We start from the raw sequence: 23,719 nt of genomic DNA, 5'->3' as shown, positions 1-23,719 counted from the left end.
GGCCTTTACGACCGTACCGGCACCCGTGCCGGCAGCGTCACCGTCACCGCCAGCCCCTCGCCCGGCGCCGTGCGCACCGCCACCTGCCCGCCGTGCGCCTGCACGACCCCCTGCACGATCGCCAGCCCCAGACCGCTGCCCGCGCCCCCGCCGGCCCGGAAGAACCGGTCGAAGACCCGGGCCGCGTCCGCCTCGCCGAGCCCCGGCCCCTCGTCCTCGACGCACAGCCGCACCACCCCGTCCTCCCGCCGCACCCCGAGCCGCACCGGCACGTCGGCGGGCGTGTGCGTGCGGACGTTGCCCACGAGGTTGCCGAGCACCTGGCGCAGCCCCGACTCGTCGGCGCGCACCAGCAGGGCGCCCTCGGCCGCCACCTTGATGGGCCGCTGCGGCTGCTGCACCCGCAGGTCCTCGGCCGCGTCCCGCACCAGCCGGCTCAGGTCCACGTTCCGCAGGCGCAGTTCGGGCCGCTGGTCGAGACGGGCGAGGGTGAGCAGTTCGTCGACCAGGCGGCCCATGCGGTCGGTCTCCGCCAGCACCCGCTCCCAGGCCCGCTTCCGCTCGTCGGGATCGCTGAGCATGCCCTTGTCGTAGAGCTGGAGGTAGCCGCGTATCGCCGACAGCGGGGTGCGCAGCTCGTGCGAGGCGTCGGCGACGAAGCGGCGCAGCTGGGCCGCGCTGTCCTCACGGGTGCGGTAGGCCGACTCGACCTGGTGGAGCATCGAGTTCAGGGCGACGCGCAACTGCTCGACCTCCTGCGTCGGATGCTCGCTGGAGGGCACGCGCCGGGTCAGGTCGCCCTCGGCGATCGCCGACGACGTCTCCACCATGTCCTCCAGGGGCCGCATCCGGCGGCTGACCGAGACCATCGTCAGACAGGCCAGCAGCACCAGCAGCAGGCTCCCGACGGCGAAGTCGAGCTTGAGGGCCTTGCCCATGCCCATGTGCAGGGCCTCGGTGGAGGCGGCCATCAGGACGGTCGTGTCGTCGGCGAGGCGGACCGCGGTGACCCGGTAGGAGGCGCCGTTCACCCGCACGCTGTGCGGGTCGCTGTCCCGGGCGAGCGCGCCGGCGTCCCCGACCGCGCGGGCCAGGACGCGCTGCGCCTCGGTGGGCTTGACGCCGAGGACGCCGACGGGGTCGCCCGCGGCGTCGACGGCCGTGTAGATCGAGTCCGGTGTGGAGCGCTCCTTGTCGGTGTCGTCCGGGACCAGACGGTCGTGGACGAAGGCGAGGGCGCCGAGCGAGTCGATCTGGCGGATGGTGAGCTGCGAGCCGCTGAGCGAGTCGCGCATCTTGATCAGCTGGTTGTCGACCTGGTCCAGCAGGTAGTACCGCATGCCCATGAGGCTGACGGCGGTGGTGGCCACGATGCCGAGCGCGAGCAGCAGGACGTTGGCCAGCGTCAGCTTGGCGCGCAGCGAGTGGATGCCGCGCTCGCAGTACGGCCACCGGATCATCATGCGAGCCCGTATCCCACACCGCGCCGCGTGGTGATCACCGGCGGACCCAGGGTGTCCAGCTTGCGGCGCAGATAGCTGATGTAGGTCTCCACGACCGTCGACTCCGGCGGGGTGTGCTCGTACTGCCAGACGTGGCGCAGGAGCTGCTCCTTGGGCACGATCCGGCCGCCGTTGCGCACCAGGAAGCGCAGCAGGGCGTACTCGGTGGGGGTCAGCTCCACACTGCGGCCCGCGCGGTGGACGCTGTACGTCGTCTCGTCCAGCTCCAGGTCGCCGTAGCGCAGCGGCGGGCGCTGCGGCAGGACGTCGGCCGGGCGGGTGCGGCGCAGCACCGCCGTGATGCGGGCGACGACCTCGTCGATGTTGAACGGCTTGGTGATGTAGTCGTCGCCGAAGCCGAGGGCGCCGACGATCTCGGCGGGCGCGTCGCGCGCGGTGAGGAAGACCAGCGCCAGGTCGGGCTGCCGCTCGCGCAGTTCACGGCCCAGTGCGCGGCCGTCGCCGTCCGGCAGCATGACGTCGAGCAGCGCCGCGTCCGGCCGGGTGCGCTCGGCGAGCGCGCGGGCCTTGCGGACGCTGCCCGCGATCATCACCTCGAAGCGGTGGTAGCGCAGGGCGATGGCGAGGACGTCCGCGATGCTCGGCTCGTCCTCCACCACCAGCACGGTGCCTGGAGCCGTCGTCATGCCCCCAGTATCGGCGGCACCACTGACAGCCGGTCCGGATCGGTGCTTTGGAGTTCCTTGAGAGTGCGACCGGCGCTTTGGAGTTCCTTGAGAGTCATGGCGCGTTTCCGCCACACGCGCGTGGCGGGCCCAATCCTGTTGCCCAGGACCTGGGGGACCAACCGACGACCGACTACCGACGAAGGAGCTTTGATCGTGGCGGCATTGGCACGGTGGTGCTATCGGCACCGGCTGGTGGTCCTGTTGCTGTGGGTGGGGGCACTGTTCGGCCTGGGCTTCTCGGCCTCGACGGCGGGGACGAACTACGCGAACGTCTTCTCCCTCCCCGACACGGACTCCAAGAGCGCGTACGACCTGATGCAGAAGGCCTTCCCGGCCACCTCGGGCGACACCGACACGGTGGTGTGGAAGGTCGACGGCGGCTCGGTGCGGGACCAGGCGGTCCGGGACCGCGTCCAGCCGGCCCTCGACAAGATCGCCGGAATGTCCGGTGTCGGCGAGGTGACCAGCCCCTACGCGGGCGCGCGCGGCGCGGCGCAGATCAGCAAGGACGGCACCATCGCCTACGCCCAGCTGACCTTCACCAAGCGCGCGAACGAAGTGCCCAAGGACCTCGTCCAGAACGTCGTCGACACCGCGCAGAACGCCGAACGCGACGGCCTGCAGGTCGAGTTGGGCGGCCAGGCGATCCAGCGCGTGCAGGAGCCGCCGCAGGGCCTGTCGGAGATGGTCGGCATCATCGCGGCGGCCGTCGTGCTCTTCCTCGCCTTCGGCTCCTTCTTCGCGATGCTCCTGCCCATCGGCATCGCCATCTTCGGCGTCGGCACCGGCCTGTTCTCCACCCAGCTGCTGAGCCACACCACCGACATCCCCGACATCGCCCCGCTGCTCGCCTCCCTGATCGGCCTCGGCGTCGGCATCGACTACGCCCTGTTCATCGTCACCCGGCACCGGCGCGGCATCCTGCGCGGCCTGGACCCCGAGGAGGCGGCGGTCACCGCCCTCAACACCTCCGGCCGGGCCGTGCTGTTCGCGGGCGGCACGGTCTGCATCGCCCTCGCCGGCATGCTGGTGACCCGCCTGCGCTTCCTGGACGGCGTGGTCATCGGCACCTCCCTGACGGTCGTGCTCAGCGTCCTCGCCGCCACCACGCTGCTGCCCGCCCTGCTCGGCCTCCTCGGCAAGCGGGTCCTCAGCCGCCGCCAGCGCCGCCGGCTCGCCGCCGACGGCCCCGAGACGGAGCACGCGAGCGGACTCGCGGCCCGCTGGTCGGCCCGCGTCCAGAAGCGCCCCCGTACGATCGCCGCGCTCGCCCTGGCCGTCATGGTCGTCCTCGCCCTGCCCGTGCTGTCGCTCCGTCTGGGCGCCACCGACCAGGGCAACGACGACGCGTCCACGACCACCAGGAAGGCCTACGACCTCCTCGCCGACGGCTTCGGTCCCGGCTTCAACGGACCGCTCCAGGTGGTCAGCGTGGGCGGTGACGCCGGCACGCTGGTCAAGGACATCCAGGCGACGTCCGGAGTGGCCCAGGCGGCCGCGCTGCCGCCCGCGAAGGGCGTGACGGTGATCCAGGTCGTGCCGACCACCTCACCGCAGTCCAAGGAGACCGACGACCTGATCGACACCCTGCGCGACAAGGTGATCCCCCAGGCGGGGGCGCAGGCGCACGTGGGCGGGGTGACCGCCGTCTCCAAGGACTTCGCGTCCGTGACCGGCGACCGGCTGCCGCTCTTCATCGCGACGATCATCGGCCTCGGCTTCCTGCTCCTGCTGGTCGCCTTCCGCTCCCTCGTCGTGCCCCTGACGGCCGCCCTGATGAACCTCATCGCCGCGGCCGCCTCCTTCGGCGTCCTCGTCGCGATCTTCCAGTGGGGCTGGGGTCTGGACCTGCTGGGCCTCGGCAAGGAGGGCCCGATCAACGCCTTCCTGCCGGTCATCATGCTGTCCCTGCTGTTCGGCCTCTCGATGGACTACCAGGTCTTCCTCGTCAGCCGTATGCACGAGGAGTGGGTGCACACGCGTGACAACGCGCGCGCGGTGCGGGTCGGTCTGGCGGAGACCAGCCGGGTCATCAACTCCGCCGCCCTGATCATGGTCTGCGTCTTCCTGGCCTTCGTCCTCAGCGGCGACTCGGGCGCGGCGATGGCGGGCGTGGGCCTGGCGGCGGCGGTGGCGCTGGACGCCTTCCTGCTGCGTACGGCCCTGGTGCCGGCCGCCATGCACCTGCTCGGCAGGTCCAACTGGTGGCTGCCGGCGTGGCTGGAGAAGCGGCTGCCGCATCTCGCGGTGGAGCCCAAGGAGGAGGCACTGGAGGCGCAGGCCGCGGACGGACCGGCGTCCGCCGTCCACGGCTTCGTCCGTACGGCCGACGGTGAGCCGCTGGCGGACGCCTCGGTGACGCTGCTGTCGAACGGCGGGCGTCAGCTGGACCGGGTGACGACGCTGGCGGACGGCTCCTACATCGTGTCGGTGCCGGGACCGGGGACGTACCTGCTGGCGACGACGGCCTCGTCGTACGCGTCACGCGCGGCGCACGTGGTGGTGGGCGAGGGGCCCTTGGTGTACGACGTGGAGCTCGCCGAGGGCGAGGTGGACGCGGTCAACTAGCCCGGGCCGCCCACGGCCCCGGGGAGCGTGACCGGCTCCCCGGGGCCGCGGACGCCGCGGAAGCGGACCGCCTCAGCCGGAACGCTCCGCGTCGGGCCTGGGATCCGGGAGTGCTTTCGTCATCCCCGGCAGGAAGTCCGTGAACAGCTCGTGCACCTCCCGCACCAGCGGCCGCAGCACCCGGAACCGGGCCAGTGCCACCCCGCGGGCCGTCAGCCGCGCGCCCCGCTCGGCCAGCCGGTAGCTCCGCTCCCGCCCCTCGGTCCGGTCGAAGATCCAGTACAGCACCAGCCCCATCTGGGCGAGCCACATCAGCTCCGGCAGGACGTCCCGCAGTTCCTCGGGCACCTTGGTCCTCGCAGCACCTCGCAGCACCTCGCGGTGGACGGAGATCGCCTCCACGCGCGCGTGCTCCGACTCCTCCGAGAAGGGGCTGAGCGGGCTGTCCGGATCGGCCGCGTTCTTGAAGAACTGCACCGCGAACTCGTGGTACGGCGCCGCGATGTCGAGCCACGCCTTCAGCACGCCCGCGAGCCGTGCCTCCAGGTCGGCCTCCCGGTCCAGCACCTCCCGGACCGCCACCTGGTGCTCGGCGGCGATCCGGTCGTAGAAGCCCTGGATGAGGTGCTCCTTGCCGGCGAAGTAGTAGTACGCGTTGCCGACGGAGACCCCGGCCTCCTGCGCGATCGCCCGCATGGTCGTCCTGTCGTAGCCCCGCTCCTGGAACAGCCGCATCGCGGTCTCCAGGATCAGCGCGCGGGTCTGCTCGGACTTGCTGGCGGCAGCGGCACCCTCACCGGGGCCTTCGTTCTTGGCGGGCACGGAAGGAGAGCCTAACGAGTACGGTGTGCTCAACCGGTACGCGAGCGGCCCGCGCGGGCCTCAGGACCTGCGTCCCAGCTCCGGCCGCTTCGTGTAGTCCGTGAAGCCGAGGACGTTGCCCCAGGGGTCGGCGATCTCGACGGTCCAGCCGGTGGCCACGGCGAAGGGCTCGTCGAGCAGACCGATGCCGGCGCGGCGCAGCTCGCGGGCCGCCACGCGCGCGTCCGGCACCTCCAGCCACACGCGCGCCGAGGGCCACAGCGGCGGCCGGTGCCCGAACTCGTCCTCCTGCCTGAGCAGCATCCCCGGCGTCTCGCCGCCCACCTTCAGCAGCGCGATCCGGGCCTCGTCGAGCCGGAACGCCACGGCGAAACCGGCGCGCTCGTAGAAGCCGACGGCCTCCGCGAGGTCGCCGACGGGCAGCAGAACGTTGTCGAAACCGAGCAGTTCGTAGGACTCGTCATCTGACATGCGATCACATTAGGTACGGAGATGACTCCTGCCGGGCGGGCTGACCGCGGGGTCACTCAATGAGCCGAGAAGGCGGCCGGCGCGTCGCTACGCTGAGCCGTCGTCAGTGCCGCGGGCGAAGGGGGCGGGGGATGATGCCGGGACCGGAGGCCTTCTTCGGCGAGGTGCGGGTGGCCTTCGCCGAGACCGCGCGGAGACTGGGGCTGGAGGGGCCCGGCGCGGGGGAGGCGGACCGGCACCTCGCCGTCGCCACCTACGCGGGTGCCGGCGTGCGGTACAAGGCCGTGCTCGGCCTGTGGCAGGGCGACATCGAGATCCACGCCTGCCGGGACACCCCGTCGACCGAGTGCAAGGTCGGCGTCGTGGGTCTCGCCCTCGCCGCGGGCGTCGTCGGCCGCCGGGGCGGCGTCTCCTTCAGCGCCCGCAGCCTGCGGCAGCTGCGCAAGTCCCTCACCGGCCAGGTCCGTTACGTGGAACTCGTGCATCCGCTGCTCGCCGGCGACCCGGAGACGGCGGTGGCGCTGATGCGGGCGGCCGGCGCCAGGGAGTGGCGCAGGCCCGCCGTGAGGTGAGGCCGGGGCCGTTGTCAGTGGTGGCCCGTACTGTCGGCGGCATGGGAATCGTGACGTTCGTCGACGAGACGACAAGCGGGGGCCGCAGCGACGGCTGGGGACTGGAGATCGCCGAAGAGCGGCTCAGCGTGCGCGAGTTGATCCGGCGACGGGTCTTCCAGGAGGTCACCGAGTTCAACGCGCGCCGGCCGGAGGTGTTCCAGGGGCTCGTGCAGCCCGCCGACACCGAGCGCGTGCTGAACGGATACGCGCTGCGCACCCCCCGCCGGATAGACCCCGAGCGGCAGACCGCACTGGCCCTGGAGGCCTTCGCCGGCAACGGCTTCCTCGTGCTCGTGGGGGACCGTCAGATCACGGACGTGGACGAGGAGATCGAGCTGGCGCTCGGCACCGAGGTCACCTTCCTCAAGCTCGTCCCGCTGGTGGGTGGCTGATGGCCGCCGGCACCGCCCGATCCCACGCGCAGCTGATCCGCAACCAGATCGAGGCCGGCAACATGGGCAGGCTGGCCGACCAGGTGCTGAAGGCCGCCGCCGCCAACAACGGCTACTGGGGCGGCGGCTGGGCCGAACTCCTGCCGCTGCTCACCGACCTGCCGGTGCCCGAGCGCGGCCGGCTCGCGGACGCCCTCGCCGACCGCTTGCCCACCCTGGACGAGGACTCCCCGGCCCGGCAGAACGCGCTGGTCGTGCTCACCGTCATCGGCCGCGGTCTCCCCGGGGACCGCCTGGCGACGGAGCGGCGGGCGGAGCTGGCACGGCTCGCCGAACGCCACTCCTACTGGTACGCCGCACGGCTCGACGTACTGGCCGAGGCGGAGCTGGCCGCCGGCCGACCGCTCGACCCCGCCGTGGTGGCCGTCTTCCGCCGCACGGCACTGGACGCCTACCGCTCACCGGAGCTGACCGCACTGGCGAAGCGGCTCACCGACCCCGTCCTCAACGTCGGCGAGGAGTGGGCCGAACAGGCCATGCGCGACGGCGGCACCCCCGAGTGGCGGGCCCTGCTCGCGCACGCCGTCACCGCCACCGCGGCCAAGCCCACCGCCAAGTGGGACAAGCAGGCGCGGTCCCTCATCGACGGCATCGGCGCCGACCAGGTCCGCCGCACCGTCCTGCCCTGGCTCGCCCTCGTCGGCCGCCCCCGCACCCTCCCGCTGGACCGCCAGACGTACGAGGCCGACATCAACAGCGCCTACGACCCCTGGAACGCCAACGCGCTGCGCGGCCTGACCTGGCTGCTGGCCCTCCTGCCCGCACACCCCGACACCGCCCGCGCGCTCGGCACCCTGACCGAGACGTCCCTGAAGAAGGTCGCCGGCCTCGGCCCGCGCAACCCCAAGGTCGCCAACGCCGCCGTCAACGCCCTGGCCCGCATCGACTCCGAGACGGCCCTCGCCGAACTGGCCCGCCTCGCCACCCGCGTCACGTACAAGGGCACGCTGAAGCTGCTGAACACCGCGCTGGACGCGCGCGCCGAGGCGAGGGGCCTGTCCCGCGAGGAGATCGAGGAACTGGCCGTCCCCGCCTACGGTCTGACCGAGGTGGGCCGCGCCGAACACCGGCTGGGGGAGACCACCGCGCTGCTGACGGTCCACGGCTCCAGGGCCGCGCTCACCTGGCGCACCGCGGCCGGCAGGACCGTCAAGGGCGTCCCCGCGGCCGTCCGCCGCGACCACCCCGAGGAACTGCGGGAACTCAAGGCGGCCGCCAAGGACATCGACAAGATGCTCGCCGCGCAGAGCGAACGCCTGGACCGCCAGTTCCTGGCCCGCCGCACCTGGTCGTACGCCACCTGGCGCAACCGCTACCTCGACCACCCGCTCGTCGGCACCCTCGCCCGCCGTCTGCTGTGGACGGTCGACGGCACGACCGTCGGATACGCCGAGGGCGCGCTGCGCACCCTCACCGACGACCCCGTCCCCGACGGCACGGAGGTCCGCCTCTGGCACCCGGTCGACCAGGACCCCGCGTCCGTGGTCGCCTGGCGCGACTGGCTGGAACGCCACGGCATCACGCAGCCGTTCAAGCAGGCCCACCGCGAGGTGTACCTCCTGACGGACGCGGAACGGACGACGGGCACGTACTCCAACCGCTTCGCCGCCCACATCCTGCGCCAGCACCAGTTCCACTCCCTCGCCGCGGTCCGCGGCTGGCGCAACAAGCTGCGCCTCATGGTCGACGACGAGGCCCCGCCGGCCACGCGCGACCTGCCGCAGTGGGGCCTGCGGGCCGAGTACTGGATCGAGGGGGAGGGCGAGGGCTACGGCGACGACACCACGGAGTCCGGCAGCTACCTGCGCCTGCGCACCGACCAGGTCCGCTTCTACCCGATCTCCGCCCCGCAGAACTCGGCCCACTGCTGCGGCGGCGAGTACCGCATGTGGCTGCGCGGCTCCGAAGGCCCCGTCACGCCTCTCCCCCTCACGGACATCCCACCCCTGGTCCTCTCCGAAGTCCTGCGCGACGTGGACCTGTTCGTCGGCGTGGCCAGCGTCGGCAACGACCCCACGTGGCAGGACGGCGGCCCCGGCGGCCGCTTCCGCGAGTACTGGACGGGCTACGGCTTCGGAGAACTCACCGCGACCGCCGAAACCCGCCGCGCCCTCCTGGAACGCCTCATCCCCCGCCTGGCGATAGCGGACCGCTGCACCGTCGAAGGCCGCTTCCTCCACGTCAAGGGAGAACGCCACACCTACAAGATCCACCTCGGCTCGGCCAACATCCTCATGACCCCGAACGACCGCTACCTCTGCATCGTCCCGAAGTCCAGCCCGACCACCCCCACCCCGGGCTACCTCCCCTTCGAGGGCGACCGGACGCTGACACTGATCCTGAGCAAGGCGATGATGCTGGCGAACGACACCCAGATCACAGACCCGACGATCCTCAGCCAGCTCTGACCGCTCCATACTGAACACCGCTCAGGGGTGTATGGGGAAGGCGGGCTTCGTGCGACGAGTGCTGACGGTGCACTTCGCACCGTGCGCGCTGTTCGTCGCCGGGGTGGTGGCACTGGTGCGGGCAGGGAGCTTCTCAGGGCGGAGCGACTGGGCCGCCGTATGGCCCGAACGACCGACGGCGATACTCGGCCTGTTCTCACTGGTCACGACGGGCGCAGCACTCCTCGCCCTGCTCGTGCAGCCGTTCCAGGTGCGTGCGGTACGCGTCCTCGAAGGCTATTGGGATCGCTGGCCTCTCACCGCTCGGCTGGCGGGGTGGCTGGCCCGGGCGCAGCGGCGGCGATGGCACGCCTTGCAGAGACGGGCCGAGCGGGTGGCGCATGGTGACACCGCGAGGCGGGTGCAGGCCGACGCGCGGCGTCGGCTGGCCGCCCATCCGCCGGCGGAGTCACTCTTGCCCACCGCGCTCGGAAACGCTTTGCGTGCAGGAGAGTTGAGTGCCGGTGAACGCTATGGGCTGACTACGCTGACCTCTTGGCCGAGAATCTACCCCCAGGTGTCGGAGCAACTTGCTCAAGCCCTGCGCTCCGCTCGGGACGCGCTCGACACGGCGGTCAATCTCTGCTGGTCCTTCCTGGTTCTCAGCGTGGCGGGCACGGCGGCGTTGTACGACGAACCGTCGGACTGGTGGCTGTGCGTGGCCGCCCTGGTGCTGGCCGGTGTGGCGTACAAAGGTGCAGTCGTGGCCGCGCAGTCGTACTCCGGTCTCATGCACGTCGTGTACGACCTGCACCGGTTCGACCTCGTGGGTGCCCTGCACCAGCGGCTGCCGAACGACCGGGCGGAGGAATTGGAGGTGTTCGCCCGTATCTCGGACCTCGTCGCCGGTCGCGGGCGTAGTGAGGTCCGATACGACCACGGGGATGCCGGCCGGCGGCCGCAACGGGACTAGGGCCGGCGTCCCTGGGCTGTCCGGACCTTCAGCCAGGCACGATTGGCGATCTTCCGGTCTCGCTTCCACAGGGCGACAGGCGGGACCCCCTCGTATTCGCATCCTTCGGCGTGCTCGACGGTCAGCCCACGCGGATCCGGGAAGAGTGCGTTCGGATGCGCTCCCGGCGTGGGAGTTGAACTCTCCCATTCGGCGAGTTCTTGGTCCGTGTAGCAGGTTCGGTTGTCATCCGTGATGCCCATGGGAACCAAGGCGGGGCAGCCGAGGCACTGGGGCCGGTTGTCCGGTGGGGGGAAACCCGGGAGTTCGAATTCGACAAGCATGGGTCAACTCCTTCTGTTCATCGCGCGTCGGACGAGGACGTCGATCGGGTACTTGGCGACCTTCCGCTGGAGACGAGTGACCCAGATGCCGTCCGCGATGGTTGCCAGCAGCACGACTACCGCGGCGGTCCAACGCCAGCCCGCCTGCAGGCCGTCGTCGGGTGGGACGAGTGCTGCGGCGATGCCTAGTCCCAGCAGCAAGGTGCCTGCGTTGAAACACAGCACCGCCGCGATGTTGTACTTCTTCCAGTCGTCGTGGTCCCGCTGCTGTTTCTCCCACAGGGCCCACTTGTGCCGTTCGACGTACTGGCCCGAGTACCAGTTCACGAGGTCGTCGTACGAGTACAGATACAGCCGGGCGTGATAACTGAGCTGGATGCTGGCAATGAGAACGAGTGCGGCGATCACCAGCAAAAGGAGAATCGGTCCGGGCCAGCGGAAGTGCGTGTCGGCTCCGCCGACCACTCCCGCCAGAGACAGGGCCGCTGCGGTCAGGAGAGGAGCGGCGACGAAGAGCGCCATCGCGTCGGCCGGGCCGTATCCGAGAGGTCGTGGCGCGATCCACGGGATCCTCCCGGGCCCAGGTGGTTCGAGCTCGGCCACGCCTCCCCCTTTGACGGCCCGAGGAACAGATGGTTGGAGTGTGGCGGTGCAGCGCCCTCCTCAGCAGGATCGCAAACAGGCCAAAAACACCAGAGGGCCCCGTTTCCGAAGAGGTGGAAACAGGGCCCTGAGGTTGGGGAGAAGGTCAGAAGCGGCGGGTGATCAGGGCGCGCTTGACCTCCTGGATCGCCTTCGTCACCTCGATGCCGCGCGGGCACGCGTCCGTGCAGTTGAACGTCGTGCGGCAGCGCCAGACGCCGTCCCGGTCGTTGAGGATCTCCAGGCGCTGCTCGCCCGCCTCGTCACGGCTGTCGAAGATGAAGCGGTGGGCGTTGACGATGGCCGCCGGGCCGAAGTACTGGCCGTCGTTCCAGAAGACCGGGCACGAGGAGGTGCAGGCCGCGCAGAGGATGCACTTCGTGGTGTCGTCGAAGCGCTCGCGGTCCTCGGCGGACTGCAGCCGCTCGCGCGTCGGCTCGTTCGTGTCCTTCGTGATCAGGAAGGGCATCACGTCCCGGTACGCCTGGAAGAACGGCTCCATGTCGACGACCAGGTCCTTCAGGACCGTCAGGCCCTTGATGGGCTCGACCGTGATCGGCTTCTCGGGGTTGATGTCCTTGATCAGCGTCTTGCAGGCCAGACGGTTCTTGCCGTTGATCCGCATCGCGTCCGAGCCGCAGATGCCGTGGGCGCAGGAGCGGCGGAAGGTCAGCGTGCCGTCCAGGTCCCACTTGATCTTGTGCAGGCCGTCGAGGACCCGCTCCTTGGGGTCGATCTCCAGCTGGAAGTCTTCCCACGTCGCCTCGGCCGAGACCTCGGGGTTGAAGCGGCGGACGCGGAAGGTGACCGTGATGTACGGGGACGCCGCGGACTCCGCCTCCACCTTGTCCAGAACAGGGGTTGCCATCAGTACTTACGCTCCATCGGCTGGTAGCGGGTCTGGACGACCGGCTTGTAGTCCAGGCGCACGGTCTCGGTGCCGTCGGCGCCCACCTCGCGGTACGCCATGGTGTGGCGCATGAAGTTGACGTCGTCGCGGTTGGGGTAGTCCTCGCGGTAGTGACCGCCGCGGGACTCCTTGCGGGCCAGCGCGGAGACCGCCATGACCTCGGCGAGGTCGAGCAGGTTGCCGAGCTCGATCGCCTCCAGCAGGTCCGTGTTGAACCGCTTGCCCTTGTCCTGGATCGCCACGTTCTTGTAGCGCTCGCGCAGCTCCGCGATCTTCTCGACCGCCGTCTTGATCGTCTGCTCGGTGCGGAAGACCATGACGTTCGCGTCCATCGTCTCCTGCAGCTCACGGCGCAGGACGGACACCCGCTCGGTCCCGGTCGAGCTGCGCAGCCGCTCGATCTGCCCGACCACGAAGGACTCCGGGTCCTCGGGCAGCTCGACGAAGTCCGCCTTCTGGCTGTACTCCGCCGCCGCGATGCCGGCCCGGCGCCCGAAGACGTTGATGTCCAGCAGGGAGTTCGTGCCCAGGCGGTTCGCGCCGTGCACGGACACGCAGGCGACCTCGCCCGCCGCGTACAGGCCGGGGACGACCGTCGTGTTGTCGGCCAGGACCTCGCCCTCGACGTTCGTCGGGATGCCGCCCATCGCGTAGTGCGCGGTCGGCTGGATCGGGATCGGGTCCGTGTACGGCTCGATGCCCAGGTAGGTGCGCGCGAACTCGGTGATGTCGGGCAGCTTGGCGTCCAGCTGCTCCGGCGGGAGGTGCGTCAGGTCCAGGTAGACGTGGTCGCCCTCGGGACCGCAGCCGCGGCCCTCGCGGATCTCCGTGTAAATGGACCTCGACACCACGTCTCGCGATGCCAGGTCCTTCATGACCGGCGCGTACTTCTCCATGAAGCGCTCGCCGTCCTTGTTGCGCAGGATGCCGCCCTCACCGCGGGCGCCCTCCGTCAGCAGGATGCCCATGCGCCAGATGCCGGTCGGGTGGAACTGGAAGAACTCCATGTCCTCCAGCGGGATGCCCCGCCGGTACACCGCCGCCTGGCCGTCGCCGGTCAGCGTGTGGGCGTTCGACGTCACCTTGAAGAACTTGCCGCAGCCGCCGGACGCGTAGATCACGGCCTTCGCCTGGAAGACGTGGATCTCGCCGGTCGCCAGCTCGTACGCCACCACACCGGCCGAGCGCTTGACGCCGTCGACCTCGGTGATCAGCTGGTCGAGGACGTAGAACTCGTTGAAGAACTCCACGCCCTCCTTGACGCAGTTCTGGTACAGCGTCTGGAGGATCATGTGGCCGGTGCGGTCGGCCGCGTAGCAGGAGCGGCGGACCGGCGCCTCACCGTGGTTGCGGGAGTGACCGCCGAAGCGGCGCTGGTCGATCGTGCCGTCCGGCGTGCGGTTGAACGGCAGGCCCATCTTCTCCAGGTCGAGGACGGAGTCGATGGCCTCCTTCGCCAGGATCTCGGCGGCGTCCTGGTCGACCAGGTAGTCACCGCCCTTGACCGTGTCGAAGGTGTGCCACTCCCAGTTGTCCTCCTCCACGTTGGCCAGCGCGGCGGCCATGCCGCCCTGCGCGGCGCCCGTGTGGGAGCGGGTGGGGTAGAGCTTGGTCAGCACGGCGGTGCGGCTGCGCTTCGTCGACTCGATGGCGGCGCGCATGCCCGCGCCACCGGCGCCGACGATGACGGTGTCGTACTTGTGGATCTTCATGATTCTCGCAGCCCCGTGCCTAGCGGATGTTCGGGTCGAAGGTGAAGATCACCAGCGTGCCCAGCAGGATGGTGAACACCGTGGCGGTGTAGAGCAGGCCCTTCAGCCACAGCCGGGTGTTCGCGCGCTCCGCGTAGTCGTTGATGACCGTGCGCAGCCCGTTGGCGCCGTGCAGCATCGCGAGCCACAGCATCAGCAGGTCCCAGACCTGCCAGAACGGGCTCGCCCAGCGGCCGGCCACGAAGGCGAAGCCGACCTTCGACACGCCGCCGTCCAGGACGAGCTGGATCAGCAGGTGGCCGAGGACGAGGACGACCAGCACGACACCCGACAGGCGCATGAACAGCCACGCGGCCATCTCGAAGTTGCCGCGGGTCGAGCGCGGGGTCTTCTTGGTGCGCTTGCGGGGGGCCTCGATGAGGGGCGCCGGGTTGTCGACGTTGTAGAGGGACGCGCCCTCGACGGGGCCGACGCCGGAAGCGGTGGTTTCAGTGGTGGCCATGGGTGTCAGCTCCCGAACAGTTCACGAGCGGCGTGGCCGAGGACGGGGTAGATCGCCCCGAGCATCAGCACGACCCAGATGCCGACGACCGACCAGAGCATCTGCTTCTGGTAGCGCGGGCCCTTCGACCAGAAGTCGACGGCGATGACGCGCAGGCCGTTGAGCGCGTGGAAGAGGATGGCGGCGACGAGGCCGTACTCCAGGCACGCGACGAGCGGGGTCTTGTACGTGGCTACGACCTTGTCGTAGTCCTCGGGGGAGACACGGACGAGAGCGGTGTCCAGCACGTGAACGAACAGGAAGAAGAAAATGAGGACGCCGGTGACTCGGTGAGCCACCCAGGACCACATTCCTTCCCGGCCGCGGTACAGCGTTCCAGCCGGCACGGAAGTCCCTCCGGGAGCGGGGATTGGGGCCGCGCCGGCTTGTGCTGTCGGTCGGGCCCGGCCGGGTACGGTCCACCGGCCCCCAGCATCGTACTCAGGCACCGGGGGTGGGCTTACGTGGGGCCTACCGGTGTGATCAATGTGGCACGCGGATGGGTGAGTTCTGGGGCTTACGGGAGAGAGTGGCCCGTTATGCCCGCAGGGCCTGGTCCAGCCGTTGCCTCGCCAGTCGCCGCAGCTCTTCCGCGGCCACCAGCCGCTCGTCCTCCGGATCGTTCGCCAAACGTGACCGGATGCCCGCCAGCACGTGATCGATGATCTCGGCCGGGGGAACGTCGGCCAGGCAGATCACGAACGCGTGGCCGAAGCGGGCCTCGTACGCCGCGTGGGCCGCGTTCAGCGCCGTGTGGGCGGCGGAGTACGTGCCCGGCAGCGTCGGCAGGGCCTCCGCGGCCAGGGCCTCCGCCAGGTCGGCCGACGTGAGGTCGTACGCCGCCTCGTCGGACGCCGCGAGCAGGGAGCCGACGTCCGGGTACGGGCGATGGGCAGCCAGCCGGTCCGCCCAGCGCAGGCTGCGCAGGCACTCGAGCAGCAGTGTGCGGGCGTCGGCGGCGGGGGCCGAGTTGAACGCGGCCAGGACGGTGGGCAGGGTCGGTATGGCGACTCGGCCAGGAAGGTGTGTGGGCGTCACGTGCGTTTCGGCAGAGGAAGCTGTGAAAGGTGTGACATCACGTTATCGAGGAGGGGCATGACCTGTCCGAAGGATGCACGGATTTCACCCGCACGGGAGAGTTTCGGAACGCGTGGTGGACGCATCACGCCCCCCGAGGGTCTTAGGTTGGCACGGTGAGCCAGCACAGGCGCCGGCGTCCGGCGCGGAACGTGAAGACCCCGTTGGTGATCGGCGCGGCCCTCGTCGCGACGGTCGGCGCCGGCGTGGGATTCGGGCTGTGGGCCTCCGCGGGCGACGACAGCGGACCAGCGGGGGCGGCGCAGAGCCGGTCGCAGCCCTCCGACACCGGGTCCGCCTCCTCCGGCGCCGCGCACCGCGCCACGCCGACGCCGAGCCCGACCCGTTCCTACGCCCTCTCGAAGGCCCCGCAGACCATCCCGGCCGTCCGTTCCCACACCGCCGCCCGCGGCCCCGGCTGGCGTCCGGCGCGCGGTGAGCGCGTGGTCGTGGACGACCCGGAGCTCGCCGACGAGGGCCGTCTGATCGCCGGCGAGCTGGGGCTGACGTACGCCGGGGAGAAGGACGACGACAGGGCGGGCGACGTACGGCTGGCGCTGAACGACGACGAAGGGGCCGACCCGGAGTCGTACACGATGACCGTGCGCGGCGGGCGGGTCGGGATCAGCGGGCCGTCGGACGCCGGCGTGTTCTACGGCACGCGCACGCTCAAGCAGGAGGTGCACGGCGGGGGCACGGCGCCCGAGGGCGTAGTGCGGGACCAGCCGGCCAAGCCGGTGCGCGGGTTCATGCTCGACATCGCGCGCAAGCACTACACCGCCGCCTGGATCGAGGACCGGGTGCGCGAGCTAGGCGACCTGAAGTACAACGAGCTGGGGCTGCACTTCTCCGACGACCAGGGCTTCCGCATCGAGTCCGCCAGTCATCCGGAGATCGTCTCGTCGCCGCACCTGACCAAGGCCGAGGTGAAAAGGATCGTCGCGCTCGCCGAGAGCCGGCACGTCACCGTCGTGCCCGAGATCGACTCGCCGGGGCACCTGGGCGCCGTCATCGCCGCCCACCCCGATCTTCAGCTGCGCAACGCCTCGGGCGTGGCGGCGCGCGGCGCCGTCGACATCTCCAAGCCCGCCGCCGCGCAGATCGTCGACGACCTGCTGAACGAGTACGCCGGTCTCTTCCCGGGCGGCCGGTGGAACCTCGGCGGCGACGAGTACCGCGCGCTGACGGTCTCCGACCCGCAGACCTCCTACCCGCAGCTCGCCGCGGCCGCCCGGCAGGCCTACGGCTCCGGCGCCACCGTCGCCGACCTGACCACCGGATGGCTCAACGACCGCGCCGACACCGTCCGCGCCCACGACCGGACCATGCGGGTGTGGAACGACGGCTTCTTCCGCGGTACGTCCGTGCAGCCCGCGAAGGACCTCCAGGTCGCGTACTGGACCGGCAAGGAGATCGGGGCGCGGCAGCCGGTGGAGTACCTGAGCGCCGGCCGCAGGCTCCTCAACTACAACGACGAGTTCCTCTACTACGTCCTCGGGCAGCCCAACCAGTTCGTCTACCCGACGGGACAGCGGATCTACGAGCAGTGGACGCCGCGCGTAGTGCGGGGCACGACCGCGGTGCCGGCGCGCTACGACGGCCAGATCCTCGGCGGGTCCTTCGCGGTCTGGGGCGACTACCCCAACGCCCAGACGCAGGCCCAGGTCGCCGCGGGCATCCGGATGCCGCTGCGCGCGACCGCGCAGAAACTCTGGGACACCGGGCGTCCGGCGCTGACCTGGACGCGGTTCAGGGCGCTGGCGGACCGGCTCGGCTGAACCCGGGCCAATCCCCGCATCCGGCTGCGAACAGCCGTACGACTGTGGTGTATTCGGCCCGAGCCGAAGCCGACGGACGCCGTGGGGGAACGGGACATGGGCTACTGGGGGTATCTGGTCGTCGGGCGCAGCGAGCGGCCGCTGGCCGAGCTGGACGCGCTGGCCGGGGTGGAGGGCATGGAGCTGCGGGCGGAGGCGCCCGGCGGCTGGCAGGTGTGGGAGTACCCGAGCGGGGACGGCGACCTCGGGAACATGAACGTCCTGGCCCGGGAGACCGGGGCGCCCGCGCTGTTCGGGTACGTCATGGACAGCGACTGCGTGGTGGTGGAGGCGGCGGCGCCCGACAGCGGGGCGTGGACGACCTGTCTGGCCAGGGCCGCGATGGCCGGCCACCTCGGCGCCGGCACGGAGGGGCCGACCCTGGACGACTACTTCCTGGAACCCGCCGACGCCGCCGAACGGGCCGTCGCCTGGGCGGCGGAGGCGGGCCACGAGGTGGCCGCCGGCCCCCTGCTCGACGTGTTCACCGCCGACCCCGACCCCCTGGCCGAAAACCTCTTCTTCCGCCTGCTCGACCGGCTGGGCGTGGTCCCGCTGTGACACTCCCGGCCCGTCGCACGCAGTAAGGGGAAGTGCGGGCTCCGTAAAGGTCGGCGCCCTGGTGAGGTGCCCCGTGGGAGGCGCGGATGAGCCTGGTGGAGCTGATCGCTCAGGCCGACGAACGCGGACTAGCCGCCAGCGGGTTGGCTTGTTTGGATCGGTGCGTCCCGCTGCTCGGGGGCGATGACGACGAGGTGCTGCGGCCGCTGTGGGCGAGCCTCGCGGACAGCGGCGACTGGGCGGCGGGGCTGGCCCGGGCGCGGGACAGGCTCGCGGGCGGCCGGGCCGGCGACGAGGCCGCGCTGCTGGCCCACCGCATGCTGGAGGCCGCACCGGCCGAGCTGACCGGCGGGGAGGTGCGGGTCTGGGCCGACGCCTGTTCCGTGGCCTCGCTGCGGGTGCACCGCCTGCTCGACCCGGTGGAGGACCCGGCGGACTCGGTCGACGTCCGGCGGCAGGGGCGGACGGAGGGGATGTCGCCGTTGGTCGCCGCGGAGCTGCGGCGGCAGATCACCGTGCTGGAGGTGCTGGCCGGGCATGGGGTGAACGGTCTGCGCCGGGCTCTGGAGGTCTCGGTGGAGGGGCGCAGGGTGCTGCGGGCGGTGGTGTCGCGGCGCGACCGGGGGCGGGGCTGATCCCGGCTCCCAGGCGGCACTTGACCACCGCGTCGCCGTACTGCGCCGTCTGCGCGTAGAACGCCGTCAGGTCGCGGTGGGTCGCGGCGAAGTACGTGTGCAGCTCAGGTTCGGCCTCCGAGCCGCCGTACTCCTCCAGGAGCTCCTCCCGGGTGGCCTCCCACAGGGCCTCGAAGTCGGCCGATTCCAGGAACCCGGCCACCTTGTTCACCTGGGCCGCCGTCAGCACCAGGAACGGCGGGGCGTCGCACCGCGCACCGCGCACCGGCCGGCCGCCCAGGACCACCGGCGTGTCGGGATAGAGCGTTCCGTGGTCGGCGTAGGAGCTGCCGAGCACCTCCTCGCGGTGTCTGCCGATGCGGTCGCGCACGGTGTTCCAGTCGTCCTCGAACAGCCGCTGCATCCAGGTCGCGCTGTTGCGCAGCGCCGGGGGCGGCACCGCGCGGAGATGGAAGTACGTGTTCATCAGTGACAGGAGCGCAGCGGGGCGCCCAACCGTCACTCCCGCGTCAACCCGCGTACGTGGGCGGGTGTTGTGCGCACCGCGCGCGGGTCCTGCACCGGTTGCGGGAAGGCTCCGGAACCGGGTGACGAATCCTTCCCTCACCACGCTTTTCCCGGTGTGACGACATACCAGGAGACCAGGCCCTCGGCCGCGACGAAACCCGTGCGGTGGGCGGCGGACGCGGTGGCGACCATGCGGGAGGGAGCGCGGCTGCGCCTCGACTACTCGGCGCAGAGTCTGTGGCGGGTCGACCGGATGATCGAGGACATACGGCGGGAGGGGGTGCCGCTCGCGGCGGTGGAGAGCGTGCTGCGCGGGTTCGGGGCGTACGCCGGTGAGGTGATCGTGCGGCAGACGGCGGCCGAGTGGTGGTCGGTGAGCGGCGAGCACTGGATCCGCACGCCGGACGGGCGGATGTGGGACCCCATCGACGAGGCCCGCCGCTGCTTCCGCGGCGACGGCTCGCTGCGGCTGCTGTGCCGGGACGCGACGGCCGGCGGGATGACGTCACCGTAAGGGCCGCGGGGCAAAAACACCGTAATAAGAGACGCGAGCGTTCCCAAGCGGGCGGGGCGGGGAGCACGATGGGGGCATGGCCGACAACCGCCGTTGGTGGGCGCTCGTCGTGATCGCGCTCGCCCAGCTGATGGTCGTTCTCGACATGACCATCGTGAACATCGCCCTGCCCTCCGCCCAGGCCGATCTGAACATGTCGGACGGCAACCGGCAGTGGGTCATCACCGCCTACACCCTCGCCTTCGGCGGACTGCTGCTGCTCGGCGGCCGGATCGCCGACCTCGCCGGGCGCAAGACCACCTTCATGATCGGGCTGCTCGGCTTCGCCGCCGCCTCCGCGCTCGGCGGCGCCGCCGCCAACCAGGGGATGCTGTTCGGGGCGCGGGCCCTGCAGGGCGTGTTCGCCGCGCTGCTCGCGCCGTCCGCGCTGTCGCTGCTCGCGACGACGTTCACCGATCCCAAGGACCGCGGGAAGGCGTTCGGCATCTTCGGCGCCATCATCGGCGCCGGCGCGGCGATCGGTCTGCTCGCGGGCGGCTTCCTCACCCAGTACCTGGACTGGCGCTGGTGCCTGTACGTCAACGTGCCCATCGCGCTGGTCGCGTTCGCGGGCGCGTGGGTGCTGCTCGCGGCCGGCGAACGCCACCCCGACGCCCGCCTCGACGTGCCGGGCGCGCTGCTCGGCTCGGCCGGCATGCTCTCGCTGGTCTACGGCTTCTCCGAGGCGGAGTCGCGCAGCTGGCACGACGGACTGGTCCTCACGCTGCTCGTCGCCGGCGTCGTCCTGCTCGGCCTGTTCGGGCTGTGGCAGACCCGGGCGCCGGTGCCGCTGCTGCCGATGTCGGTGGTCAGGGACCGGCAGCGGGTGGGCGCCTTCCTGACCGTGCTGCTCACCACCGTCGGCATGTTCGGCGTGTTCCTGTTCCTGACGTACTACATGCAGGGCGTCCTCGGGTACTCGCCGGTGAAGACCGGTGTCGCCTATCTGCCCATCACCGTCGGCATGATCACCGGCTCCACGCAGGTCGCGGCCCGGCTGCTGAACAAGGTGCCGCCGCGCACGCTGATGGTGCCGGGGCTGCTGCTGGCGGCCGGCGCGCTGGCGATCATCGCCCAGGTCGGCACCGAACCCGCGTACGCCTCGCACATCCTGCCCGCGATGCTGATGCTCGGCCTCGGCATGGGTACGGCGATGATGACGTCCGTGTCGCTGGCCACCGGGAGCGTGCCGCCGCGCGACTCCGGTGCCGCCTCGGCGACCTTCAACACCGCCCAGCAGGTGGGCGGTTCGATCGGTACGGCGCTGCTGAACACCATCGCCGCAAGCGTGACCTCGCGCTATCTGACGGCGCACCGGCCGGGTCCCGGCGTGGACCGGCGGCTGCTGCAGGCGAAGGCGCTGGTGCACGGCTTCAACGTCGCCACCTGGTGGGCGATGGCGGCGCTGCTGCTGGCCGCGCTGACCGCCGGGGTGCTCGTGAACGCGGAACGGGCGCCCACCCCCCACGGTGCGGGGGAGCGGACGCCCGAGCCGGTCGACGTGGGCTGAGCGGCTACTTGACGTACACCAGGCCGTCCGTCGTGATCGTCGGACGGCCGCTGGTGCCGACCACCACGATCTTCACGGTGTGCTTGGCACTGCTCGACCAGGTCTTCGTCCAGATCGCCTGGCGGTAGAGCGTGGTCGAGGACTTCAGGTCGACGGTGGTGACCTTGACCCCGTCGACGTACACGTACGCCTGACCGGAGGACGCCGCCCGCGAGACCACCCAGGCCGCCGAGCGGCCGGTGAAGGTCCAGGTCAGGCTCGCGCCCTTGGAACCGCTGGAGTACGACTTGCCGCCGAGGTAGCTGGTGGAGGAACGGGACGTCCAGCTGCCCGACCTGGTGGCCGAGGTCTCCTGGAGGATCACCGGCGTGTAGGACGGGGAGGAGGTGCGGGTGTTGCCCGCGTAGTCGTACGCCTTCATCGACCAGGTGGACGCCGTACCGGACGTGGCGGTGCGGCTGGAACTGGTGGTCGTCGGGCCGAAGGTGGCCGTCGTCGGGCTCAGCAGGCTCACCGACTTCAGCGCCTGGCTGTCGGCGGCCTTCCAGCCGAGGGTGACCGGGACGGCCGTGGTGTTGACCGTGCCGGTGCGCAGGGAGATCTTCGGCGTGGTGGTGAAGGCCGGCGCGGTGGTGTCCGTGGCGAAGGCCAGGGCGCCGGTGGTCGCCGTCCTGCCCGACTGGTGCACGGCCCGTACGGCGACGGTGTGGCTGCCCGCGGTGAGGGTGGCGCCCGCCGAGGTGGCCGTGCCGGAGACGGTGGTGGCGACCTTGCCGTCCACCAGCAGCTGGAACGTGGAGATCAGCGAAGCCGGCGTGGTCGTCGACCACTTCACCGTGATCGCGCCCTTGGTGTAGTACGTCGAGCCCGACAGGCCCGCGCCGCCGACCGACGTCACCTTCAGACCCTGCACCGGCCCGGACGCCCAGGCGCGGACGGTCGGCAGCTGGGCGTAGAGGGAGCTGCCGGGGCACTGGGTGTTGTAGCCGTCGCGGTGACCGGAGATCCGGTTGAAGGTGTAGGAACTGCCGGCGGTGAAGCTCTTGCCGAAGTAGTTCGTCTGGGTCGCGCCCGCCTTGAGCTGCACGGTCGTCGCCGGGTCGGCCTTGTACTGGCCGAGCTTCCAGGCCGCGATCCGGGCGATGGAGGTCAGCGCGGCCTTGGTGGCGCCGGTGGTGGTGTAGTCACCGAGCACCGCGATGCCGGCCGACTCCCGGTTCCAGCCGTAGGTGTGCGCGCCGAGCACGGGCAGGCCGACGCCGCCCTTGCGGCCCTCGAAGATCGTGCCGCACTTGTCGACCAGGAAGTTGTAGCCGATGTCGTTCCAGCCGTTGGTCTGCGTGTGGTACGCGTAGATGCCGCGCACGATGGCCGCCGAGTCGGCGCACGAGTAGTCGTTCGTGCCGTCCGTGTGGTGCACGAAGACGGCCTTCACGTCGGCGTTGTACTCGGACGGGTCGGGGCTGAGCGACTCGTCGGCGCCCCAGTCGGCGCGCGAGACGATCGGCGGCTCCGGGACCGTGGAGACCGGGGCGGTGGGCGCGGTCGCGGAGGCGGAAGCGGACGCGGAGGCCGAGGCCGAAGCCGAGGCGGACGCCGGCGCCGAGTCGGAGGCGGACGCGGAGGCCGGCGCGCCGGCGCTCGGGGAGAGCGAGTCGGTGGGCGAGACGGAGTCGCTCGGCGAGGCGCCGTCCGTGGGCGAGGCGCTGTCGGTCGGGGAGGCGCTGTCGCTCGGCGTCCCCTCCGCGACGTACGCGGCCGGCTCCGCCCTGGTCTCGGCGTCGGTCGCCACGCCCGGGTCGACCAGGTTGACCTCCAGGCCCCTGGGCAGTCCCGCGCTGGTGGAGCCGTCCTTGTGGACGACCTGGACCTGGACGCCGTCGGAGGGGCCGACCCACAGCGGCTCGGACGCGCCGCGCGCGTCGGCGCCGGCCTCCGGGTCCTCCAGCGGGTCGACGTTCGCCTCCAGGTCCTGCCAGGCGGTCCACGCGCCGGTCTCGACGCTGCGGGTGCGCACCTGGGCCGTGCCGTGCAGGCGCGTCCGCGCGCCCGTCCAGGAGACGCCGAGCAGGGAGAACTGCTTGGTCTCCGTGCGCGGCAGCTCCCGCTTGCCGTCCGCCGCGCTCTTCAGCGCCAGGTCGTAGACCTTCACCGGCCGCTTCGGCCGTCCCTCGGCCGAGTGGCCGGCGGACGGGCCGGCGATGGCGTACGAAGCGACACCGCCACCGCCCAGGACCACCGCCCCGAGCGTCAGCCAGGCCCGGCGCTTCATGCTCAGCGGTCTGTACGCACGCGTCCCGCGTGGACTCACTTGCCCCACCCCTAGAAAACGAACACGACTGTCACACCCGACACACAGGTGGCACCTACACACAGCGTTGAGCCCTGGCCAAACGTCACTGTGATGTTCACGGCACGCCGTCCGCTGGATCAGAGGGAGGAGGGGACCTCCC

21 protein-coding genes and 1 pseudogene are annotated in these 23,719 nt (G+C 71.1%); 10 read left to right on the top strand and 12 right to left on the bottom strand.

Going from position 1 to position 23,719, the window contains the following annotated elements; translation table 11 throughout:
• Positions 1–5: 5 nt before the first annotated feature.
• Both ACYF6T_RS05965 and ACYF6T_RS05960 read right to left on the bottom strand, forming a co-directional pair.
• Entirely contained in the window at positions 6–1,463 is a 1,458-nt protein-coding gene (locus ACYF6T_RS05965; RefSeq protein WP_461693981.1) for a sensor histidine kinase, read from the bottom strand.
• On the bottom strand, positions 1,460–2,149 hold the full coding sequence (locus tag ACYF6T_RS05960) for a response regulator transcription factor (RefSeq protein WP_461693980.1): 690 nt from the start codon (positions 2,147–2,149) through the stop codon (positions 1,460–1,462). Before ACYF6T_RS05960 ends, ACYF6T_RS05965 begins: the two co-directional genes overlap by 4 nt.
• A 204-nt stretch (positions 2,150–2,353) precedes the next feature.
• On the opposite strand from ACYF6T_RS05960, the gene ACYF6T_RS05955 reads away from it, so the two are divergent.
• On the top strand, positions 2,354–4,759 hold the full coding sequence (locus ACYF6T_RS05955) for an MMPL family transporter (protein WP_461694193.1): 2,406 nt from the start codon (positions 2,354–2,356) through the stop codon (positions 4,757–4,759).
• Between the two features lie 72 nt (positions 4,760–4,831).
• Here ACYF6T_RS05955 and ACYF6T_RS05950 read toward each other — a convergent pair whose 3' ends face one another.
• Positions 4,832–5,581, bottom strand: coding sequence for a TetR family transcriptional regulator (locus ACYF6T_RS05950; protein WP_461693979.1), 750 nt, complete (start codon positions 5,579–5,581; stop codon positions 4,832–4,834).
• Positions 5,582–5,641: 60 nt separating this feature from the next.
• Entirely contained in the window at positions 5,642–6,052 is a 411-nt protein-coding gene (locus ACYF6T_RS05945; protein WP_461693977.1) for a VOC family protein, read from the bottom strand.
• Between the two features lie 131 nt (positions 6,053–6,183).
• On the opposite strand from ACYF6T_RS05945, the gene ACYF6T_RS05940 reads away from it, so the two are divergent.
• The 4 genes from ACYF6T_RS05940 to ACYF6T_RS05925 are packed head-to-tail and all read left to right on the top strand — an operon-like array spanning position 6,184 to position 10,478.
• Positions 6,184–6,624, top strand: coding sequence for a hypothetical protein (locus tag ACYF6T_RS05940; RefSeq protein WP_461693976.1), 441 nt, complete (start codon positions 6,184–6,186; stop codon positions 6,622–6,624).
• 41 nt (positions 6,625–6,665) lie between these two features.
• Complete coding sequence (locus tag ACYF6T_RS05935; protein WP_461693974.1) at positions 6,666–7,058, top strand: hypothetical protein; 393 nt, start codon at positions 6,666–6,668, stop codon at positions 7,056–7,058.
• Positions 7,058–9,526, top strand: a complete 2,469-nt coding sequence (locus ACYF6T_RS05930) for a DUF4132 domain-containing protein (RefSeq protein WP_461693973.1) — start codon at positions 7,058–7,060, stop codon at positions 9,524–9,526. The genes ACYF6T_RS05935 and ACYF6T_RS05930 overlap by 1 nt, the downstream gene beginning before the upstream one ends.
• 49 nt (positions 9,527–9,575) lie before the next feature.
• Positions 9,576–10,478 carry a hypothetical protein gene (locus ACYF6T_RS05925; RefSeq protein WP_461693972.1) on the top strand — a complete coding sequence of 301 codons (903 nt, stop codon included), beginning with the start codon at positions 9,576–9,578 and terminating at the stop codon, positions 10,476–10,478.
• A gap of 326 nt (positions 10,479–10,804) precedes the next feature.
• Here the strand turns inward: ACYF6T_RS05925 and ACYF6T_RS05920 are convergent, their stop codons facing one another.
• From ACYF6T_RS05920 to ACYF6T_RS05895, 6 genes are all read right to left on the bottom strand, one after another.
• Positions 10,805–11,404 (bottom strand): hypothetical protein, encoded by a 600-nt coding sequence (locus ACYF6T_RS05920; RefSeq protein WP_461693971.1) that lies wholly within the window; start codon positions 11,402–11,404, stop codon positions 10,805–10,807.
• A gap of 145 nt (positions 11,405–11,549) precedes the next feature.
• Entirely contained in the window at positions 11,550–12,311 is a 762-nt protein-coding gene (locus tag ACYF6T_RS05915; RefSeq protein WP_461693969.1) for a succinate dehydrogenase iron-sulfur subunit, read from the bottom strand.
• On the bottom strand, positions 12,311–14,065 hold the full coding sequence (gene sdhA, locus ACYF6T_RS05910) for a succinate dehydrogenase flavoprotein subunit (protein WP_461693968.1): 1,755 nt from the start codon (positions 14,063–14,065) through the stop codon (positions 12,311–12,313). Before sdhA ends, ACYF6T_RS05915 begins: the two co-directional genes overlap by 1 nt.
• Positions 14,066–14,084: 19 nt before the next feature.
• Positions 14,085–14,567 (bottom strand): succinate dehydrogenase hydrophobic membrane anchor subunit, encoded by a 483-nt coding sequence (locus tag ACYF6T_RS05905; protein ID WP_461693967.1) that lies wholly within the window; start codon positions 14,565–14,567, stop codon positions 14,085–14,087.
• 5 nt (positions 14,568–14,572) lie between these two features.
• Positions 14,573–14,953, bottom strand: coding sequence for a succinate dehydrogenase, cytochrome b556 subunit (sdhC, locus tag ACYF6T_RS05900; protein ID WP_123998165.1), 381 nt, complete (start codon positions 14,951–14,953; stop codon positions 14,573–14,575).
• A gap of 190 nt (positions 14,954–15,143) precedes the next feature.
• On the bottom strand, positions 15,144–15,644 hold the full coding sequence (locus ACYF6T_RS05895; protein WP_461693965.1) for a 2-oxo-4-hydroxy-4-carboxy-5-ureidoimidazoline decarboxylase: 501 nt from the start codon (positions 15,642–15,644) through the stop codon (positions 15,144–15,146).
• A gap of 155 nt (positions 15,645–15,799) precedes the next feature.
• Between ACYF6T_RS05895 and ACYF6T_RS05890 the strand changes: the two genes are divergently transcribed.
• The 3 genes from ACYF6T_RS05890 (at position 15,800) to ACYF6T_RS05880 (ending at position 18,696) form a co-directional block, all read left to right on the top strand.
• Positions 15,800–17,461: a beta-N-acetylhexosaminidase gene (locus ACYF6T_RS05890; RefSeq protein WP_461693964.1), complete on the top strand. Its 1,662-nt coding sequence runs from the start codon at positions 15,800–15,802 to the stop codon at positions 17,459–17,461.
• Between the two features lie 96 nt (positions 17,462–17,557).
• Positions 17,558–18,061, top strand: a complete 504-nt coding sequence (locus ACYF6T_RS05885; protein WP_461693962.1) for a hypothetical protein — start codon at positions 17,558–17,560, stop codon at positions 18,059–18,061.
• Between the two features lie 86 nt (positions 18,062–18,147).
• Entirely contained in the window at positions 18,148–18,696 is a 549-nt protein-coding gene (locus tag ACYF6T_RS05880; RefSeq protein ID WP_461693960.1) for a hypothetical protein, read from the top strand.
• A gap of 34 nt (positions 18,697–18,730) precedes the next feature.
• Here ACYF6T_RS05880 and ACYF6T_RS05875 read toward each other — a convergent pair.
• A pseudogene (locus ACYF6T_RS05875) lies at positions 18,731–19,099 on the bottom strand (DUF1877 family protein); the annotation flags it as partial.
• Between the two features lie 219 nt (positions 19,100–19,318).
• Between ACYF6T_RS05875 and ACYF6T_RS05870 the strand changes: the two are divergent.
• Positions 19,319–19,717, top strand: a complete 399-nt coding sequence (locus tag ACYF6T_RS05870; protein ID WP_461693958.1) for a hypothetical protein — start codon at positions 19,319–19,321, stop codon at positions 19,715–19,717.
• Between the two features lie 76 nt (positions 19,718–19,793).
• A complete protein-coding gene (locus ACYF6T_RS05865; protein WP_461693957.1) occupies positions 19,794–21,266 on the top strand; it encodes a DHA2 family efflux MFS transporter permease subunit in 1,473 nt (490 codons plus the stop codon).
• A 4-nt stretch (positions 21,267–21,270) separates the two neighbouring features.
• Here ACYF6T_RS05865 and ACYF6T_RS05860 read toward each other — a convergent pair whose 3' ends face one another.
• Positions 21,271–23,538, bottom strand: a complete 2,268-nt coding sequence (locus ACYF6T_RS05860) for a peptidoglycan recognition protein family protein (protein ID WP_461693956.1) — start codon at positions 23,536–23,538, stop codon at positions 21,271–21,273.
• Positions 23,539–23,719: the final 181 nt, after the last annotated feature.

It is taken from the genome of Streptomyces sp. 7R007 (genome assembly GCF_054850255.1).
Note: the sequence above shows the minus strand (reverse complement) of the source record. Positions and strands in the feature narration are given on the sequence as shown.